Source organism: Streptomyces sp. NPDC094032 (assembly GCF_040303965.1).
Lineage (GTDB): Bacteria > Actinomycetota > Actinomycetes > Streptomycetales > Streptomycetaceae > Streptomyces.
The window spans coordinates 1-16,799 of record NZ_JBEOUE010000012.1; the positions used below are offsets into that span (position 1 = coordinate 1).

The window sequence follows — 16,799 nt, forward strand, 5'->3', positions numbered from 1 at the left end:
CGGCGCCCGTAACGAGCGCAGCGAAGTGAAGGTCGCAGTCCGGACACCCCCTACCCCAGCCCCGCCCCCGACCCCCGCCGGACCACCGGACAGCCTCAGCGCCCCGGCCCAGCCGCCATCCCCGCCCCCACGATCCCCGCGTTGTTCTGCAGCTCCGCCGGCACGATCTCCGCCTTGATCCCCTCGATCAGCGGCAGGAACTTGTCCGCCTTGCGGCTCACGCCGCCGCCGATGATGAAGAGCTCCGGCGAGAACAGCATCTCCACGTGCGCCAGGTACTTCTGCACCCGCCGCGTAGCCCAGTGCTCCCAGCTGAGCTCCTCGTCCTCCCGGGCCTTCGAGGAGGCCCGCTTCTCGGCGTCGTGGCCCTTCAGCTCCAGGTGGCCCAGCTCCGTGTTGGGCACGAGCCGCCCGTCGACGAAGACGGCGGAGCCGATGCCGGTGCCGAGGGTGAGCAGGATGACGGTGCCCTTGCGCCCCCGGCCCGCGCCGTACGCCATCTCCGCGATGCCCGCCGCGTCCGCGTCGTTGAGGACGGTGACCGGCAGGCCCCCGAGCCGGTCGCCCAGCAGCGTGCCGGCGTCGACGCCGATCCAGGACTTGTCGACGTTCGCCGCCGTGCGGATCGTGGAGCCGGTCACCACGCCGGGAAAGGTGACGCCGACCGGCCCCTGCCAGCCGAAGCGCTCCACGACCTCCGCGACGCAGCCCGCCACACCGTCGGGTGTGGCGGGCTGCGGGGTCAGTACCTTGTGGCGCGGCTCGGCCAGGTCGCCGCGCTCCAGGTCCACGGGGGCTCCCTTGATGCCCGAGCCGCCGATGTCCACTCCGAAGACGTTCATGGACCCAACGTTACGGGCCGGAGCCCTGCGTCACTCGTTTTCGAGCAGGCCCGCCGCGTGGGCGCGCAGGTCCTTGTTGCGCAGCTCCTTGGGGAGGGAGAAGGTCAGCGACTCGTCGGCGGTCTTGACGATCTCCACGTCGGCGTAGCCGCGCTGGGACAGCCACTCCAGGACCTCCTGGACCAGCACGTCCGGGACGGAGGCGCCGGAGGAGAGGCCGACGCTGGTGACGCCCTCCAGCCAGGCCTCGTCGATCTCGCTGGCGAAGTCGACCAGGTACGCGGCGGGGACGCCGGACTGCTTGGCTACCTCGACCATGCGGATCGAGTTCGAGGAGTTCTTCGAGCCGACGACGATGACCAGCTCTGCCTGACCGGCCAGCTCCTTGATCGCGATCTGGCGGTTCTGCGTGGCGTAGCAGATGTCGTCGGACGGCGGGGAGATCAGGTTCGGGAACTTGTCCTTCAGCGCGTCGACCGTCTCCATCGTCTCGTCGACCGAGAGCGTGGTCTGGGAGAGCCAGACGACGCGGTCGGGGTCGCGGACCTCGATCTTCTCGACGTCGCCGGGACCGTCGACGAGCTGGATGTGGTCGGGGGCCTCGCCGGAGGTGCCGATGACCTCCTCGTGGCCCTCGTGGCCGATGAGGAGGATGTCGAAGTCCTCGTTGGCGAACCGGACGGCTTCCTTGTGCACCTTCGTCACCAGCGGGCAGGTGGCGTCGATGGTGGCGAGCCGGCCCTGGCGGGCCTCCTCGTGGACGGTCGGGGCGACGCCATGGGCGGAGAACATCACGATGTTGCCCGGCGGCACCTCGGTCGCCTGGTCGACGAAGATCGCGCCCTTCCGCTCCAGGGTCTGCACGACGTACTTGTTGTGGACGATCTCGTGCCGGACGTAGATCGGGGCCCCGTACTGCTCCAGGGCCTTCTCCACGGCGATCACGGCACGGTCCACACCGGCGCAGTAGCCGCGGGGAGCGGCGAGCAGGACACGCTTCGGGCGGTTCGTCGCGGGCGTCGACGCGGGCGTTGCAGTCATGCGTCCCATCGTAAGGCCGCGTCGGTCAGCGTTCGGAGCGGTGCGGTGGCCGAGACTGGCGCCATGGCAGAGGACGCGCGGGGGCAGGCACCGGAGGACGCGCAGGTCGCGGGGCACACGGGACTCCGCCGGAACCTGGGGTTTCGCGATCTCGTCGTGTACGGACTGCTCTTCATCGCGCCGATGGCCCCGGTCGGCGTGTACGGCACGCTTGACGCGAAATCGCATGGCGCGGTCGCACTGGTGTACCTGGTGGCGACCGTCGCCATGGCCTTCACCGCGCTGAGTTACGCGCAGATGGTGCGGGTCGCGCCGCAGGCCGGCTCGGTCTTCACGTACGCGCGCAAGGGGCTCGGGGAGGGGCCGGGGTTCATCGCCGGGTGGATGGCGATGCTCGACTACCTGCTGATCCCGGCCGTGGCGTACCTCTTCGCGGGGATCGCCATGGAGGCGCTGGTCCCGGAGGTGGACCGGTGGGTGTGGACGGTGATCGCGGTCGTCCTGACCACGCTGCTCAATCTCTGGGGGGTACGGGCGGCGGCCCGGGTCGGCTTCGCGGTCCTGGCGATGGAGATCGTGGTCCTGCTGGTCTTCGTGGTGTCGGCGGTGGTCGTTCTGGTACGGGACGGATCGCGGCGCGACTGGTGGTCGCCGCTGGTCGGGGACGCGGGGTTCTCGGCGGTGGCGGTGCTGGGGGCGGTGTCGGTGGCGGTCCTGTCGTATCTGGGCTTCGACGCCATCGCGTCCTTCGCGGAGGAGGTGACCGGGGGGTCGGCGAAGGTGGCGCGGGCGGTGCTGTTCTGTCTGGCGCTCGCCGGTGTGCTGTTCGTGGCGCAGACCTGGCTGATCGCGCTCCTTGAGCCGCTCTCGTCGAAGGAGCTGGCGGCGGATCCCGGGGCGCAGGGTTCCGCGTTCTACGACGCGATCGAGGCGACGGTGGGGGGCTGGCTGCACGATCTGGTCGCGGTGTCGAAGGCGATCGGCGCGGCGTTCGCGGCGCTGGCGGGGCAGGCGGCGGGCGGGCGGCTGCTGTTCGCGATGGGCCGCGACCGGCGGCTGCCGAGGGTGCTGGCGCGGACGGACTCGGGGGTGCCGCGGGTGGCGCTGCTGGTGTCGGCGACGGTGACGATGGTCGCGGCGGTGTGGGCGGCGCGGCGGGACGACGGTCTCGACCAGTTGGTGTCGGTGGTGGATGTGGGGGCGCTGACGGCGTTCGTGCTGTTGCACGCGAGCGTGGTGGGGTGGTTCGCGGTGCGGCGGATGGAGGGGGCGCCGCACTGGTTTCTGCATGTGGTGGCGCCGGTGCTGGGGGCGGGGATTCTGGTGGTGGTGATTGTGGAGGCGTCGGCTGCGGCGCAGGTGGTGGGGGTGATCTGGTTGGGGGTGGGGTTGGTGGTGTTGGCGATGCAGGGGACGGGGCGGGTGGTTTGACGTTTGGGTGGTGCGGCGGAGGCGGCTGCTTGGGCGCGGTGCTGGTGGGACGGGCTGCTGGGGCGGAGGCCGCTGTACGGGCGCGGTGCTGGTGGGACGGGCTGCGGGGAGCGGGGGCGCCGCTGAGGGCGCCGTCCCGTTGTGCCCACCCGTCCCGCCCCAGCGGGACGATTGCCCACAACGGGCTGGGCTGGGCCGCGTGGTTCGGCCGCTTGTCCGAGGGCACCGTTACGCTCGGCGCATGGGTCTGAACACGTCCGCTGAAGCGCCGTTGCCTGTCGGGGAGGTCTCCCGGCTCATCGGGGGGTGGATCGACCGGTTGGGGGCGATCTGGGTCGAGGGGCAGATCACGCAGTTGTCGCGGCGGCCGGGGGCCGGGGTCGTGTTCCTGACGCTGCGGGATCCCTCGTACGACATCTCGATCAACGTGACCTGCTATCGCCAGGTCTTCGACGCCGTCGCCGACGTCGTCTCCGAGGGCGCCCGGGTCGTGGTGCACGCGAAGCCGGAGTGGTACGCGCCTCGGGGGCAGTTGTCGCTGCGGGCGGCGGAGATCAAGCCGGTCGGGATCGGCGAGCTGCTGGCCCGGCTTGAGCAGCTGAAGCGGAGCCTGGGCGCGGAGGGGCTCTTCGCCCTGGACCGCAAGAAGCCGCTGCCGTTCCTGCCGCAGTTGGTGGGGCTGGTCGTCGGGCGGGCCTCGGCGGCCGAGCGGGACGTCCTGGAGAACGCGCGGCGGCGCTGGCCCGCCGTCCGGTTCGAGGTGCGGAACGTGGCGGTGCAGGGCGTGAAGGCCGTCCCCCAGGTGGTGCAGGCCGTGCGGGAGCTGGACGCGCACGCGGGGGTGGACGTGATCATCGTGGCGCGGGGCGGCGGCAGTGTGGAGGATCTGCTGCCGTTCTCGGACGAGCAGCTGGTCCGGGCGGTGGCGGAGTGCCGTACGCCGGTGGTCTCGGCGATCGGGCACGAGCCGGACTCGCCGCTGCTCGACCTGGTCGCGGACCTGCGGGCGTCCACGCCGACCGACGCCGCGAAGAAGGTGGTGCCGGATGTGGGCGAGGAGCTGGACCGGGTGCAGGGCCTGCGGGACCGGGCGCTGCGGACCGTGCGGGGGCTCCTTGACCGGGAGGAGCGGGGCCTCGCGCACGCGCTGGCCCGGCCGGTGATGGAGCACCCGCAGCGGATGGTCGAGGTCCGCGAGGACGAGGTGGAGGCGCTGCTGGCCCGGGGCCGGCGCACCTTCGGGCATCTCCTCGACCGGGCGGAGTCGGAGTTGTCGCACACGCGGGCCCGGGTCCGGGCGTTGTCGCCGGCGGCGACGATGGAGCGGGGGTACGCGGTGCTCCAGCGGGCGGACGGGTCGGTGGTCCGGGATCCGGAGGAGGTGGCGGTGGACGAGGAGCTGCGGGCGCGGGTCGCGGCGGGCGAGTTCACGGTCCGCAGGACCGCGAGCTGACGCCGGGGCGGCGGGGCGGCGGGGCGGCCCACAGGGCCGCAGGCCGAGCCCACGGTACGGTCCGCGCGACGGCGGGCCGACGCCCTGGGACAGCCCGCGACACTGCGGGCCGAAGCCGGGGGGCGGCGCGCGGGACAGCGGGCCGACCCCACGGGACGGTCGCGGGGCCGCAGGCCGAGCCTGCGGTACGTTCCGCAGGACAGCGGGCCGACGCCCTGGGACAGCCCGCGGGACTGCGGGCCGAAGCCCGGGGGGGGCGCGCAGGACCCCGGGCGAGCCCACGGAACGGCCTCAGGACCGCAGAGCGACACGGGACAGCCCCTGGACGAACAGGACGGCTTCGCCGACACGCGGTACCGCTTCACCGCGCGCGGGAACGGCCCCCACGCGCCCGGGACAGCCTCCCGGACGCCCCGGAAAGCGCTCCCGACCGGTGGGCCACACCGCGCCGGCGCCCCCGGCAGGCCCCCGGCCCCGCTCCACCCCGCGCGGATCCCGCCCCCGAACAGCGCAAGCGGCCCGCCCGCCACCGGCGCCGTCCTCGCCCCGAACATCAGAGAATCGTCGAGAACTACAGAGCAACGTCAAGGAACTGACAGACAAGGGTGGATGACATGGCGGCACGCGCGGGCGCGGAAGAGACTGCACTCGGTTACGAACAGGCGCGCGACGAGCTCATCGAGGTCGTCCGGCGGCTGGAGGCGGGTGGCACGACGCTTGAGGAGTCGTTGGCGCTCTGGGAGCGCGGTGAGGAGCTGGCGAAGGTGTGCCGGCGTTGGCTGGAGGGGGCTCGTGCCCGTCTGGACGCCTCGCTCGCTGCGGAGCGGACGGAGGACTCCCCGGCGGAGGGCGGCAGCGCCTCCGGGGCCGAGTAGGGGGTCGAGTAGACTCCCTGTGAAGCGGATCACTATCCGGATAGGATTGTTGAAGTTTCACCTATCCCGGCGTACTGTCGAGCCATAGCCCCGTACACCCGGAAGGTACGCAGCATGTCCCTCGCCCTTGACCCCACCGCCCAGGACCTCCTTTTCCGTGAGGCCCGCACCGCCAACACGTTCACCGACGAGCCGGTGACCGAGGAGCAGGTCCAGGCGATCTACGACCTGGTCAAGTACGGCCCGACCGCGTTCAACCAGACCCCGCTGCGTATCACCCTGGTCCGCTCCCCCGAGGCCCGCGAGCGCCTGGTGAAGCACATGGCCGAGGGCAACCAGCCCAAGACCGCCGCCGCCCCGCTGGTCGCGATCCTCTCCGCCGACAACGAGTTCCACGAGGAGCTCCCGGCCCTGATGCCGCACTTCCCGCAGGCCAAGGACCTCTTCTTCTCCGAGCGTCCGGTCCGCGAGCAGTCCGCGCTGCTGAACGGCGCCCTCCAGGCCGCCTACTTCATCGTCGGCATCCGCGCCGCCGGCCTGGCCGCGGGCCCGATGACCGGTCTGGACTTCGAGGGTGTCCAGAAGGAGTTCCTCGACGCCGACCACAGCCCGCTGATGGTCATCAACATCGGCAAGCCGGGCGAGGACGCCTCCCCGTTCCCGCGCCAGCCGCGCCTCTCCTACGAGGACGTCATCACCACCGTCTGATCCGTTCGGACGGACGCAGGACACAGCGAAGAACCCCCGGGCGCCCAGCGCCCGGGGGTTCTTCGTCGTACCTACACCTACGCCTTCTTCGCCTGCAGCGCGCCCGCCATCTGCGCGAGCCGGTCGAACGACGCCGTGCCCGTCACGACGGTCGTCGCGCCGTCCTCGGTCCGTACCAGCGCGTCGTACTTCGGCCCCTCCCAGCGCTGCCAGACCTTTCCGGCGACCGTCTCGGTCTTCCCGGAGTTCTTCGCCTGCTGGGTGACGTCGGGCACGTACTTGCGCGCCTCCTCGGTCGACTGGTGGATCGCCACGTACTGGGTGTCCGGGTCCAGGAAGCCCAGCTGCCACGCGTCGTGGTTCTCCCGCTTGTACGAGACGACCGTCGCGCGCCAGCCCTCACCGAGGCCCTCGGGGGCCAGCACCGGGTACGGCGCCGCCCGCTGGGCCGTCAGGAGCTCGACCCGGTAGTCCTTGGCCTTGACCGGCTCCGCCTTGTCGTCGTGCGGGATGAAGAGATACATCACGCCCGCCGCGACCATGATCACCCCGAGGGACTGGAACATCCCCCGTACCGTCTGCCTGCCTCGCATACCTGCCACGCCCCCCATGGTCGCATCAAGGTCTCGTGCTCATACGTGGGCCCCTCTGCTCATTTTGTCGACCTGACGATAGAGTCACATCACCCTCTTTTATCCGGCCGTCGCCGTACAGAAAGGTGCGCTCCGATGACCGAGCACCACCTCCTCCCGCCCGAACTGGAGGTCTCCCCCGAGGCCCCCGACCGCAACCTGGCCCTCGAACTGGTCCGGGTCACCGAGGCCGCCGCCATGGCCGCGGGCCGCTGGGTCGGCCGCGGTGACAAGATCGGCGCGGACGGCGCCGCCGTGAACGCCATGCGGACCCTGATCTCCACCGTCTCGATGAACGGCGTCGTCGTCATCGGCGAGGGCGAGAAGGACGAAGCCCCGATGCTGTTCAACGGCGAGCGGGTCGGCGACGGCACCGGCGCCGAGGTCGACATCGCGGTCGACCCGATCGACGGCACCACCCTGAACGCCAAGGGCATGCCGAACGCCATCGCCGTACTGGCCGCCGCCGACCGCGGCACCATGTTCGACCCGTCCGCGGTCTTCTACATGGACAAGCTGGTCACCGGCCCCGAGGCCGCCGACTTCGTCGACATCAACGCCCCCGTCTCGGTCAACATCCGCCGGGTCGCCAAGGCCAAGAACTCCTCCCCCGAGGACATCACGGTCGTCATCCTGGACCGCCCGCGCCACGAGGGCATCGTCAAGGAGATCCGCGAGACCGGCGCCCGGATCAAGTTCATCTCGGACGGCGACGTCGCCGGTTCGATCATGGCCGTCCGCGAGGGCACCGGCGTCGACATGCTCATGGGCATCGGCGGCACCCCCGAGGGCATCATCTCCGCCTGCGCCATAAAGTGCCTCGGCGGCGTCATCCAGGGCAAGCTGTGGCCGAAGGACGAGGCCGAGCGCCAGAAGGCCCTGGACGCCGGCCACGACCTGGACCGGGTGCTCTCCACCAACGACCTGGTCTCCGGCGAGAACGTCTTCTTCGTCGCCACCGGCATCACCGACGGCGAGATCCTGCGCGGGGTGCGCTACCGCGCCGAGACGGCGACCACCCAGTCGCTGGTCATGCGCTCGAAGTCCGGCACCATCCGCCAGATCGACTCCACGCACCGGCTCTCGAAGCTGCGCGCGTACAGCAAGATCGACTTCGACCGCGCGAAGTAGGCGGTCGCGGCCGACGCGACGACGGTACGAAGAGGGGCGCCCCCATGTGCGGTGGGGGCGCCCCTTCCCGTACGGGCGACGGACCCGTCAGCCGGCCTTGGCGATCCCCTCGGCGGCGGTCTTCCTGAGCTCGACGTCCCGGCGGCGGCGCCGGGCGAGCACGACACGGCGCTCGGCGGCGGTGAGCCCGCCCCACACCCCGTACGGCTCGGGCTGGAGCAGCGCGTGCTCGCGGCACGCGACCATCACGGGACAGCGGGCGCAGACCCGCTTGGCGGCCTCCTCACGGGAGAGCCGGGCGGCGGTGGGCTCCTTGGACGGGGCGAAGAACAGTCCGGCCTCGTCCCGACGGCACACCGCCTCCGTGTGCCAGGGGCCGGCCTCGTCCTCCCGCGCGGGGACGCGCTGGGACGGCACGGCGGCGACCTGGAGGGGCTGATGCGGCATGTGCAGCACGGTCTACTCCTGACGACGGCTTCGCGAGCGAGCGACGATGCACCAGCCCTACCCGCTGTGCGCGCGCCTATGCACTGCGTGCCGCCGAGTTCCGCAGCGCGGACACCGGGCGGCGAATTCCGGTCACCTTCGGACGCCGTCCGGAGAAGCGGACCGTGGGCGTCAGTCCAGGTGCTTGCGCAGCTTGTCCTGGACGCGGGCCTGGAGGTCGGTGATCCACTTGCCGCGCTTGGGCTTGGCCTCGACGTTGCCGAAGACCGCGTAGCCGTTGACGACCACGAGGGGGGCCTGCGGGTCGGCGCCCTCCAGGGTCACCACCTCGAAGTTGCCGAAGATGCCGGTGCCGCTGCCGCGCAGGCTGATGTTCTCCGGGACGCGGACCTCCACGTTGCCGAAGATCGAGGTGGCGTTGATCGTCGTGAGCCGCTGGGTGAAGATCGCCTCGGTCAGGTCGATCTCGATGCTGCCGAAGAGCGAGAAGGCGTTGGTCTTGCGCCCGACGCGCCAGCGGCCCTTGCGGGTGGTGCTGGAGAAGACCGCGACCAGGTTGTCCGCGGGGCCCTCGACGTCGTCGCCCGGACCGTACAGCGGCGTCGGCGCGGGCGCGCCCGCGGTGCGGGCCGCCGGCAGGTCCCGTACCAGCGGCTCCAGCTCGCCCACGGTCTTCGCGCGGTAGACGGAGTCGATCCGGTCCGAGTGCTCCTCGGCGTCGATCCGGCCGTCGGCGAGGGCGTCCCTGAGGATGTCCGCGATCCGGTCCCGGTCGGCGTCCGAGGCCCGCAGCGACCCTTCCGGATCCGCGTAGGCGGGCCGGGGCGCGGGGGCGGGCTCGGCGGGAGCGACCGGCTGCTGGGGCTGCTTTTCGAGGTCCACGACCTCAGCCTAGCGAAACGCGATAGATCGCGACCAGGGGCGGGGCCCGTGTCCTGTGGACGACGCCGCCGCCACGCACCGGATCGCGCCATCGCGGAGTGGTCCGAGCAGCCGGACAGGCCCTAGTGAGCCTTACCTCACAGGATCTGCGCCGCGCCCGCGTCTTACGCTGGAGCGTGCGCCGCCAACGGAGGCGGCGCTGCTGTCTGCCGAGTGAGGAATGGCCCCCGTCATGGCTGAGTTTGCGTACTCCGATCTGCTCCCCCTGGGAGAGGACACCACGCCCTACCGCCTGGTGACCGCCGAAGGTGTCTCCACCTTCGAGGCCGACGGCCGTACGTTCCTCAAGGTCGAGCCGGAGGCGCTGAGCCGGCTCGCCGCCGAGGCCATCCACGACATCCAGCACTTCCTGCGCCCGGCCCACCTGGCCCAGCTGCGGAAGATCATCGACGACCCGGAGGCGTCGAGCAACGACAAGTTCGTCGCCCTCGACCTCCTCAAGAACGCGAACATCGCCGCCGCGGGCGTCCTGCCCATGTGCCAGGACACCGGAACCGCGATCGTCATGGGCAAGCGCGGCCAGAACGTCCTCACCTCGGGCCGCGACGAGGAGGCCCTGTCCAAGGGCGTCTACGACGCGTACACCAAGCTGAACCTGCGCTACTCGCAGATGGCCCCGGTGACCATGTGGGAGGAGAAGAACACCGGCTCGAACCTGCCCGCGCAGATCGAGCTGTACGCGACCGACGGCGGCGCGTACAAGTTCCTCTTCATGGCCAAGGGCGGCGGCTCGGCCAACAAGTCCTTCCTCTACCAGGAAACCAAGGCGGTCCTGAACGAGGCCTCCATGATGAAGTTCCTGGAGGAGAAGATCCGTTCGCTGGGCACCGCGGCCTGCCCGCCGTACCACCTGGCGATCGTGGTCGGCGGCACGAGCGCCGAGTTCGCGCTGAAGACCGCCAAGTACGCCTCCGCGCACTACCTGGACGAGCTGCCCACCGAGGGCGACGCCGCCACCGGCCACGGCTTCCGGGACAAGGAGCTGGAGGAGAAGGTCTTCGAGCTGACGCAGAAGATCGGCATCGGCGCGCAGTTCGGCGGCAAGTACTTCTGCCACGACGTGCGCGTCGTCCGCCTCCCCCGGCACGGCGCCTCGCTGCCCGTCGCCATCGCCGTCTCCTGCTCGGCCGACCGTCAGGCCGTCGCGAAGATCACCGCCGAGGGCGTCTTCCTGGAGCAGCTGGAGACCGACCCGGCGCGCTTCCTGCCGGAGACCGAGGACTCCCACCTGGACGAGGCGGGCGACGTCGTCACCATCGACCTGAACCAGCCGATGGACGACATCCTGGCCGAGCTGACCAAGTACCCGGTCAAGACCCGGCTCTCGCTCAACGGCCCGCTGGTCGTGGCGCGCGACATCGCGCACGCCAAGATCAAGGAGCGCCTGGACGCGGGCGAGGAGATGCCGCAGTACCTGAAGGACCACCCGGTGTACTACGCGGGCCCGGCGAAGACCCCCGAGGGGTACGCCTCCGGCTCCTTCGGCCCGACGACGGCCGGCCGGATGGACTCGTACGTCGAGCAGTTCCAGGCGGCGGGCGGCTCGAAGGTCATGCTGGCCAAGGGCAACCGGAGCAAGCAGGTCACGGACGCGTGCGGCGCGCACGGCGGCTTCTACCTCGGCTCGATCGGCGGCCCGGCGGCGCGGCTCGCGCAGGACTGCATCAAGAAGGTCGAGGTCGTCGAGTACGAGGAGCTCGGCATGGAGGCGGTCTGGAAGATCGAGGTCGAGGACTTCCCGGCGTTCATCGTGGTGGACGACAAGGGCAACGACTTCTTCCAGAACCCGGCGCCGGAGCCGACCTTCACGCACATCCCGGTGCGCGGCCCGGGCCTCGGCTGACCCGCACCCGGCCCCTCCGTTCCTCGGCGCCCCTCGGTCCTTCCGGACCGGGGGGCGTCCCCGTACTCCCCCGTACTCCCGTGTCGATCTTCGCTCAGAAAGTCGCTACCGACCGGTAGCCCTGACGTCACCTACTGGCCAGTATTGGCCGCGAGCATGTCAACCATTGAGCCGGTCGACCCTCGGGAGCCCCCATGCCCTCCGCCAAAGCCAGCGCCAAGGCCTCGGCAACCGCCGCCGTCGCCCTGACCACCGCCTTCCTCGTCGTCGGCCCCGCGCCCGCCGCCTCCGCGGCCGACCCGGACACCCATGTGACGTCGACCGCCGCCGTCAAGCACGTCGACTACCGGACCTGGCGCCGTGACGTGGCCGCCGTGGTGGCCGAGGCGCGCCCCTACATCGAGGCGCGCGCCGCGGACGCCGGGCGGGAGAAGCAGGCGATCGTCCTCGACATCGACAACTCCTCCCTGGAGACGGACTTCCACCCGTTCTGGGAGCTGCCGACGCCCGCCATCGCCGACGTCCGCGAGCTGGTCCGGGACGCCCACGACCGCGGGGTCGCCGTCTTCTTCGTGACGGCCCGCCCCGGCATCGTCGAGTCCCTGACCGACTGGAACCTGAAGCGGGCCGGCTACCCGGTCGACGGGCTGTACGTCCGGTCGCTGCCCGATCTGTTCGCCGAGGTCGGCGCGTACAAGACGGCGAAGCGCGCGGAGATCGAGGCCAAGGGCTACACGATCGTCGCGAACATCGGCAACAACACCACCGACCTCGTCGGCGGCCACGCCGAGCGCACCTTCAAGCTGCCGGACTACGGCGGCAAGCTGTCCTGACCCGCTAGCGCGTCGCGATGTGGAACTCCATCCGTGACCAGTCGCCGTCCGGGGTCGAGCGCACCCAGCCGCGCGCGTTCTTGAAGTCGCCGGTGCCGCCGGTGACGGCGATGTCGGCCGCCGGCGGTGCCTGGTCGTTGGGGTTGACGGAGGTGAGGGCCTGGAGGGCGAGCTGTCCGCCGGGGCCGCCGTTGAGCACGACCGTGCCCGTGCACTGGAGGTCCATCGGGTTCCCGGGGCGCACCACGACGCAGCTCGCGCCGTCCCGGCCGACCTTGTCGCCGTTGACGTCCTTGGTCTTGTAGAGGTCGTCGGCGAAGGCGAAGGAGTCCCCCAGTTTGGGGGCCTGGGCGCTCTGGCTCGCCGTCATCCCCTGGACCTCCTTGGCGTACAGGGTGAACTCGAAGCCGTTGCCGTTGCCGGTGTCGGCCGAGGCCTGCGCCGGGGCGACGGTGCCGAGGGCGAGGACGGCGACCGTGCAGGCGCCGAGCGCCCCCGTCCTCCTGAAGCTGCGGATCATGTGCTGCCTCCCGCGAGATGGCTGATCTCCCCGAGCACGCTTCACATTCTCCGACGGGCGCCCCGGATCCGCCCACTCGGGCGAACGCGCGGGGCCCCGGCCACCCCCACGGCGGCCGGGGCCCCTCTCACGTACGCGCAGGTCAGACAATGCGCGGCTCAGACGGCGGTGTGCGGCTCAGACGAAGCGCTGGTTGGCCGAGCCGGTGCAGTCCCGCAGCCGGATCGCCTCCTTCGCCGCGCCCTGGGTCAGGCACAGGCCGGTCGCCGAGGCCGGGCGCAGGGTGTCGCCGTCGCGGACGAACTTCTGGTTGGCCCCGCCGTGGCAGTTCCACAGGATGAGCGCCGTGCCGGCGGAGTAGTTCGCGCCGGGGACGTCCAGGCAGCGGTCCTGGGTGAGCTCGGTGTGGACGGCGCGGCGGGCGGAGTCGTACCACCAGTTCTGGTTCCGGCCGCCGTGGCAGTCCCAGCCGAGCACGGCGGTGCCGTTGGCCGACTCGGAGGCGTTGACGTCCAGGCAGTTGCCGGTGGCCGCGTTCCTCAGCGGCTTGTACGCGTCGTCCCAGGCCAGCGGGAAGAGCGTCGGGGTGCCCGTGGAGTCGACGTCCGCGCAGGCCGCCTCGCGCAGGCCGGAGCCGTAGATCTGGGTCAGGCAGGACGCGAAGGCGCCGTGGCCCCGGTAGTTGGGGTGGAAGGACTGGCGGACGGAGTTCTCGTCCGGCGTGCCGGGCTTGGAGAGGTCGATGTACAGGCCCCGGGCCCAGGTGTCCTCCATGCAGACCTCGTGGCCGTGGAAGAGCCGCGAGTTGTCCAGGAAGACCGCCCCGGTGTCGGCGGCGGCCCTGCGCATGCCGCGCTCGAAGGCCGGGACGGCGATGTTGCGGCCCCACTTGGTGTCGGAGTCGTAGCCGAGGCCGCCGCAGGCCAGCTTGCCGGGGAAGTTCGGGTTGTCGTTGAAGTCCGGGCCGATGGGGCTCGGGTAGCCCATCAGGACCAGCTTGTAGTCGGCGTCCGCGTACCCGGCGTCGCGCATGACGGTCCGCAGGTCGCGGACGGTCTGCTCGACCTTGGGGACGAGGGCGTCGACGCGGGACTGCCAGCCGGGCGCGTACTTGGGCTCGCAGGCGCCCTGGAGCAGCAGATAGCGCTGGACGCAGTCGGTCATGACGGGGCCGAACTGGAGGTCGTCGTTGGCTCCGGCGACCAGCAGCACCATCTTGATGCGGGTGTTGCGCGCCTTGACGGCGAGGTTGTCGCTCTGGACGAGCTCGTCGGCGTACTGCTTCGCGCCGCCGATGCGGATGTTGCCGGTGTACGCGCCGGAGCAGGCCACGTTGAACGTGAGGTCCGCGGGGATCCCGGTGCGGTGGATGGCGGCGTCGGGCGAGCGGTGGCACCAGTTGGTGGGGCCGTTGGTCGGCGACTCGTAGCTGCCGACGCCCTCGCCGGAGATCTCGCTGTCGCCGAGGGAGATCAGGCCCGTCCTGCGCTCGGCGAGCGGGCGTTCCTCCGGGCTGCCGTAGATCTTCGTCGCCTCCGCGGCCCGGATCGCCTCCAGCTCGGGCGAGAGCGGTACGGAGGTGATCTGGGCGGTGTTGCCGGTGCCGCTCGTGTCGGCGGCGCCGGCGGGGGCCGCGGCCGTCATGCTGCCGAGGACCGCCGCCACGGTGGCGGCGGCCGCGACCGGCCAGCGGAGTCTGTACCTGGTGCGCCTCATTGCGCCTCCTGGAAGTGGGGTTACCCACGGTTTTTACTGGCCGGTAAGCGACTTGGGAATACGTCGAACAAGACAAGTGCTCATGTTTTTAGGGGGATTCGGGCGCTCGCCCCCTCTCCCCCCGACCAGCGCAGCCAGGAGGACGACGAAGATGAACGACGAAGCCGGCTACCGGATCGAGCACGACTCCATGGGCGAGGTCCGCGTCCCCGCGCACGCCAAGTGGCGCGCCCAGACCCAGCGCGCGGTGGAGAACTTCCCGGTCAGCGGCCAGCGCCTGGAGCGCGCCCACATCGCCGCGCTGGCCCGGATCAAGGCCGCCGCCGCCAAGGTCAACGCCGAGCTCGGCGTGCTCGACAAGGAGGTCGCGGACGCCATCCAGGAGGCGGCGGAGGAGGTCGCCGAGGGACGCTGGGACGAGCAGTTCCCCGTCGACGTCTTCCAGACCGGCTCCGGCACCTCGTCGAACATGAACACCAACGAGGTGCTCGCCACCCTCGCGAGCGAGCGCCTGCCCGGGGGCCGGGAGGTGCACCCCAACGACCACGTCAACGCGTCGCAGTCCTCCAACGACGTCTTCCCGTCCTCGATCCACATCGCGGCCACCGCCGCCGTCACCCACGACCTCATTCCCGCCCTCGCCCATCTGGCCGAGTCCCTGGAGCGGAAATCGGCCGAATTCGCGGACGTGGTGAAGTCCGGCCGGACCCACCTGATGGACGCCACCCCGGTGACCCTGGGCCAGGAGTTCGGCGGCTACGCGGCCCAGGTGAGGTACGGCGTGGAGCGGCTGCGCGCCTCGCTGCCCCGGCTCGCCGAACTCCCCCTGGGCGGCACGGCGGTGGGCACCGGCATCAACACGCCGCCCGGCTTCTCGGCGGCCGTCATCGCCGAGGTCGCCCGGGCCACCGGACTGCCGCTCACCGAGGCCCGCGACCACTTCGAGGCGCAGGGCGCGCGGGACGGTCTGGTGGAGACCTCCGGGCAGCTCAGGACCATCGCGGTCTCCCTCACGAAGATCGCCAACGATCTGCGCTGGATGTCCTCGGGGCCGCGCACCGGCCTCGCCGAGATCAACCTGCCGGACCTCCAGCCGGGCTCGTCGATCATGCCGGGCAAGGTGAACCCGGTGATCCCCGAGGCGGTCCTGATGGTCGCCGCCCAGGTGACCGGAAACGACACCACGGTGGCGGTCGCGGGCGCGGCCGGGAACTTCGAGCTCAACGTCATGCTCCCGGTGATCGCCAAGAACCTCCTGGAGTCGGTCCGGCTGCTCGCCAACGCGTCCCGGCTGCTCGCCGACCGCACGGTCGACGGCATCACCGCCAACGTGGAGCGGGCCCGCGAGTACGCCGAGTCCTCGCCGTCGGTGGTGACCCCGCTGAACAAGTACATCGGCTACGAGGAGGCCGCCAAGGTCGCCAAGAAGTCGCTGGCCGAGCGCAGGACGATCCGCGAGGTGGTCCTGGAGTCCGGGTACGTGGAGCGGGGCGACCTCACCCTGGAGCAGCTCGACGAGGCCCTGGACGTCCTGCGGATGACCCGGCCCTGACGGACCCCCGTCCCCGGGCCACGACCGACCCCGGACCGCCCCCCGGCCGCCCCCGCCCCTTCCCTGACCCGTTCTCGCCTACCGCCGGCCCCTCCGTGACCTTCACCGCAGCGGTGCCGGGGGCGCGCCCCTAAGATCTGCGCATGACAGGATCCGGCCGCCCCCAGCACTGGGCGCCTGGGGATCACATCCTCTGGCGCTACCGCGACAACGGCACCGGCGACGTGCACATCTGCCGGCCGGTGACCGTCGTGCAGGACACCCCGGAGCTGCTCGCGGTGTGGATGGCGCCCGGCACCGAATGCGTCCGGCCGGTCCTGACCGACGGCACCCCCGTGCACGAGGAGCCGCTGGCCACCCGGTACACGGCGCCGCGCACCACCACCCGCTCGCACTGGTTCGGCAGCGGGGTGCTCAAGCTGGCCGCGCCCGACGACCCGTGGTCCGTCTGGCTGTTCTGGGAGCGGGGCTGGCGCTTCCGCAGCTGGTACGTGAACCTGGAGGAGCCCAGGACCCGTTGGTCCGGCGGCGTCGACTCCGAGGACCACTTCCTCGACATCTCGGTCTATCCGGACCGCAGCTGGCTGTGGCGGGACGAGGACGAGTTCGCCCAGGCCCAGCGGGCCGGCCTGATGGACCCGGCGCAGGCGGCCCGCGTCAAGGCCGCGGGGCGTTCCGCCGTCGAACTGATCCGCTCCTGGGGGGCGCCCTTCGCCGACGGCTGGGAGGACTGGCGGCCGGACCCCGCCTGGCCGGTGCCCCGGCTGCCCGCCGACTGGGATCGCACCCCGGCGCACACGGCGCCATGAGACCCTTGATGCGCCCCCGGGGTG

16 protein-coding genes are annotated in these 16,799 nt (G+C 71.4%); 9 read left to right on the forward strand and 7 right to left on the reverse strand.

Annotation, left to right across the window (positions count from 1 at the left end):
* Positions 1-95: 95 nt before the first annotated feature.
* Together ppgK and ABTZ54_RS18300 are read right to left on the reverse strand one after the other, a co-directional pair.
* Positions 96-842 (reverse strand): polyphosphate--glucose phosphotransferase, encoded by a 747-nt coding sequence (gene ppgK, locus ABTZ54_RS18295; protein ID WP_351664276.1) that lies wholly within the window; start codon positions 840-842, stop codon positions 96-98.
* A gap of 30 nt (positions 843-872) precedes the next feature.
* A complete protein-coding gene (locus tag ABTZ54_RS18300; protein WP_351664278.1) occupies positions 873-1,892 on the reverse strand; it encodes a 4-hydroxy-3-methylbut-2-enyl diphosphate reductase in 1,020 nt (339 codons plus the stop codon).
* Positions 1,893-1,946: 54 nt separating this feature from the next.
* Here ABTZ54_RS18300 and ABTZ54_RS18305 point away from each other — a divergent pair, with 54 nt between their 5' ends.
* The 4 genes from ABTZ54_RS18305 (at position 1,947) to ABTZ54_RS18320 (ending at position 6,350) form a co-directional block, all read left to right on the forward strand.
* A complete protein-coding gene (locus ABTZ54_RS18305) occupies positions 1,947-3,314 on the forward strand; it encodes an APC family permease (RefSeq protein WP_351664280.1) in 1,368 nt (455 codons plus the stop codon).
* 241 nt (positions 3,315-3,555) lie between these two features.
* Positions 3,556-4,767, forward strand: coding sequence for an exodeoxyribonuclease VII large subunit (gene xseA, locus ABTZ54_RS18310; protein WP_351664282.1), 1,212 nt, complete (start codon positions 3,556-3,558; stop codon positions 4,765-4,767).
* Between the two features lie 614 nt (positions 4,768-5,381).
* Positions 5,382-5,642, forward strand: coding sequence for an exodeoxyribonuclease VII small subunit (locus ABTZ54_RS18315; RefSeq protein WP_351664284.1), 261 nt, complete (start codon positions 5,382-5,384; stop codon positions 5,640-5,642).
* A gap of 114 nt (positions 5,643-5,756) precedes the next feature.
* Positions 5,757-6,350 (forward strand): malonic semialdehyde reductase, encoded by a 594-nt coding sequence (locus ABTZ54_RS18320; RefSeq protein WP_351664286.1) that lies wholly within the window; start codon positions 5,757-5,759, stop codon positions 6,348-6,350.
* Between the two features lie 77 nt (positions 6,351-6,427).
* Here ABTZ54_RS18320 and ABTZ54_RS18325 read toward each other — a convergent pair whose 3' ends face one another.
* Complete coding sequence (locus ABTZ54_RS18325) at positions 6,428-6,961, reverse strand: DUF4245 domain-containing protein (protein WP_351664288.1); 534 nt, start codon at positions 6,959-6,961, stop codon at positions 6,428-6,430.
* Between the two features lie 117 nt (positions 6,962-7,078).
* On the opposite strand from ABTZ54_RS18325, the gene glpX reads away from it, so the two are divergent.
* Positions 7,079-8,113, forward strand: coding sequence for a class II fructose-bisphosphatase (glpX, locus tag ABTZ54_RS18330; protein ID WP_351664290.1), 1,035 nt, complete (start codon positions 7,079-7,081; stop codon positions 8,111-8,113).
* 87 nt (positions 8,114-8,200) lie between these two features.
* On the opposite strand, the gene ABTZ54_RS18335 is transcribed toward glpX, so the two are convergent.
* Together ABTZ54_RS18335 and ABTZ54_RS18340 are read right to left on the reverse strand one after the other, a co-directional pair.
* Entirely contained in the window at positions 8,201-8,569 is a 369-nt protein-coding gene (locus ABTZ54_RS18335) for a WhiB family transcriptional regulator (protein WP_351664292.1), read from the reverse strand.
* Positions 8,570-8,731: 162 nt separating this feature from the next.
* Positions 8,732-9,442 carry a DUF1707 SHOCT-like domain-containing protein gene (locus tag ABTZ54_RS18340; RefSeq protein WP_351664294.1) on the reverse strand — a complete coding sequence of 237 codons (711 nt, stop codon included), beginning with the start codon at positions 9,440-9,442 and terminating at the stop codon, positions 8,732-8,734.
* 232 nt (positions 9,443-9,674) lie between these two features.
* Between ABTZ54_RS18340 and ABTZ54_RS18345 the strand changes: the two genes are divergently transcribed.
* Both ABTZ54_RS18345 and ABTZ54_RS18350 read left to right on the forward strand, forming a co-directional pair.
* Positions 9,675-11,345 (forward strand): fumarate hydratase, encoded by a 1,671-nt coding sequence (locus ABTZ54_RS18345; RefSeq protein WP_351664296.1) that lies wholly within the window; start codon positions 9,675-9,677, stop codon positions 11,343-11,345.
* Between the two features lie 194 nt (positions 11,346-11,539).
* Positions 11,540-12,178, forward strand: a complete 639-nt coding sequence (locus tag ABTZ54_RS18350) for an HAD family acid phosphatase (protein ID WP_351664298.1) — start codon at positions 11,540-11,542, stop codon at positions 12,176-12,178.
* Between the two features lie 4 nt (positions 12,179-12,182).
* Here the strand turns inward: ABTZ54_RS18350 and ABTZ54_RS18355 are convergent, their stop codons facing one another.
* Positions 12,183-12,698 carry a dirigent protein gene (locus ABTZ54_RS18355; protein WP_351664300.1) on the reverse strand — a complete coding sequence of 172 codons (516 nt, stop codon included), beginning with the start codon at positions 12,696-12,698 and terminating at the stop codon, positions 12,183-12,185.
* A 177-nt stretch (positions 12,699-12,875) separates the two neighbouring features.
* Positions 12,876-14,414: a ricin-type beta-trefoil lectin domain protein gene (locus ABTZ54_RS18360; protein ID WP_351664302.1), complete on the reverse strand. Its 1,539-nt coding sequence runs from the start codon at positions 14,412-14,414 to the stop codon at positions 12,876-12,878.
* 151 nt (positions 14,415-14,565) lie between these two features.
* Here ABTZ54_RS18360 and ABTZ54_RS18365 point away from each other — a divergent pair, with 151 nt between their 5' ends.
* Together ABTZ54_RS18365 and fomD are read left to right on the forward strand one after the other, a co-directional pair.
* Complete coding sequence (locus tag ABTZ54_RS18365; protein WP_351664304.1) at positions 14,566-15,966, forward strand: class II fumarate hydratase; 1,401 nt, start codon at positions 14,566-14,568, stop codon at positions 15,964-15,966.
* 143 nt (positions 15,967-16,109) lie between these two features.
* A complete protein-coding gene (gene fomD / locus ABTZ54_RS18370) occupies positions 16,110-16,775 on the forward strand; it encodes a cytidylyl-2-hydroxypropylphosphonate hydrolase (protein WP_351664306.1) in 666 nt (221 codons plus the stop codon).
* Positions 16,776-16,799: the final 24 nt, after the last annotated feature.

Bases quoted from the DNA above. Each gene is read 5' to 3' on its own strand.
- ppgK (WP_351664276.1), bottom strand. From the start codon at position 842: ATGAACGTCTTCGGAGTGGACATCGGCGGCTCGGGCATCAAGGGAGCC.
- ABTZ54_RS18300 (WP_351664278.1), bottom strand. From the start codon at position 1,892: ATGGGACGCATGACTGCAACGCCCGCGTCGACGCCCGCGACGAACCGC.
- ABTZ54_RS18305 (WP_351664280.1), top strand. From the start codon at position 1,947: ATGGCAGAGGACGCGCGGGGGCAGGCACCGGAGGACGCGCAGGTCGCG.
- xseA (WP_351664282.1), top strand. From the start codon at position 3,556: ATGGGTCTGAACACGTCCGCTGAAGCGCCGTTGCCTGTCGGGGAGGTC.
- ABTZ54_RS18315 (WP_351664284.1), top strand. From the start codon at position 5,382: ATGGCGGCACGCGCGGGCGCGGAAGAGACTGCACTCGGTTACGAACAG.
- ABTZ54_RS18320 (WP_351664286.1), top strand. From the start codon at position 5,757: ATGTCCCTCGCCCTTGACCCCACCGCCCAGGACCTCCTTTTCCGTGAG.
- ABTZ54_RS18325 (WP_351664288.1), bottom strand. From the start codon at position 6,961: ATGGGGGGCGTGGCAGGTATGCGAGGCAGGCAGACGGTACGGGGGATG.
- glpX (WP_351664290.1), top strand. From the start codon at position 7,079: ATGACCGAGCACCACCTCCTCCCGCCCGAACTGGAGGTCTCCCCCGAG.
- ABTZ54_RS18345 (WP_351664296.1), top strand. From the start codon at position 9,675: ATGGCTGAGTTTGCGTACTCCGATCTGCTCCCCCTGGGAGAGGACACC.
- ABTZ54_RS18350 (WP_351664298.1), top strand. From the start codon at position 11,540: ATGCCCTCCGCCAAAGCCAGCGCCAAGGCCTCGGCAACCGCCGCCGTC.
- ABTZ54_RS18355 (WP_351664300.1), bottom strand. From the start codon at position 12,698: ATGATCCGCAGCTTCAGGAGGACGGGGGCGCTCGGCGCCTGCACGGTC.
- ABTZ54_RS18360 (WP_351664302.1), bottom strand. From the start codon at position 14,414: ATGAGGCGCACCAGGTACAGACTCCGCTGGCCGGTCGCGGCCGCCGCC.
- ABTZ54_RS18365 (WP_351664304.1), top strand. From the start codon at position 14,566: ATGAACGACGAAGCCGGCTACCGGATCGAGCACGACTCCATGGGCGAG.
- fomD (WP_351664306.1), top strand. From the start codon at position 16,110: ATGACAGGATCCGGCCGCCCCCAGCACTGGGCGCCTGGGGATCACATC.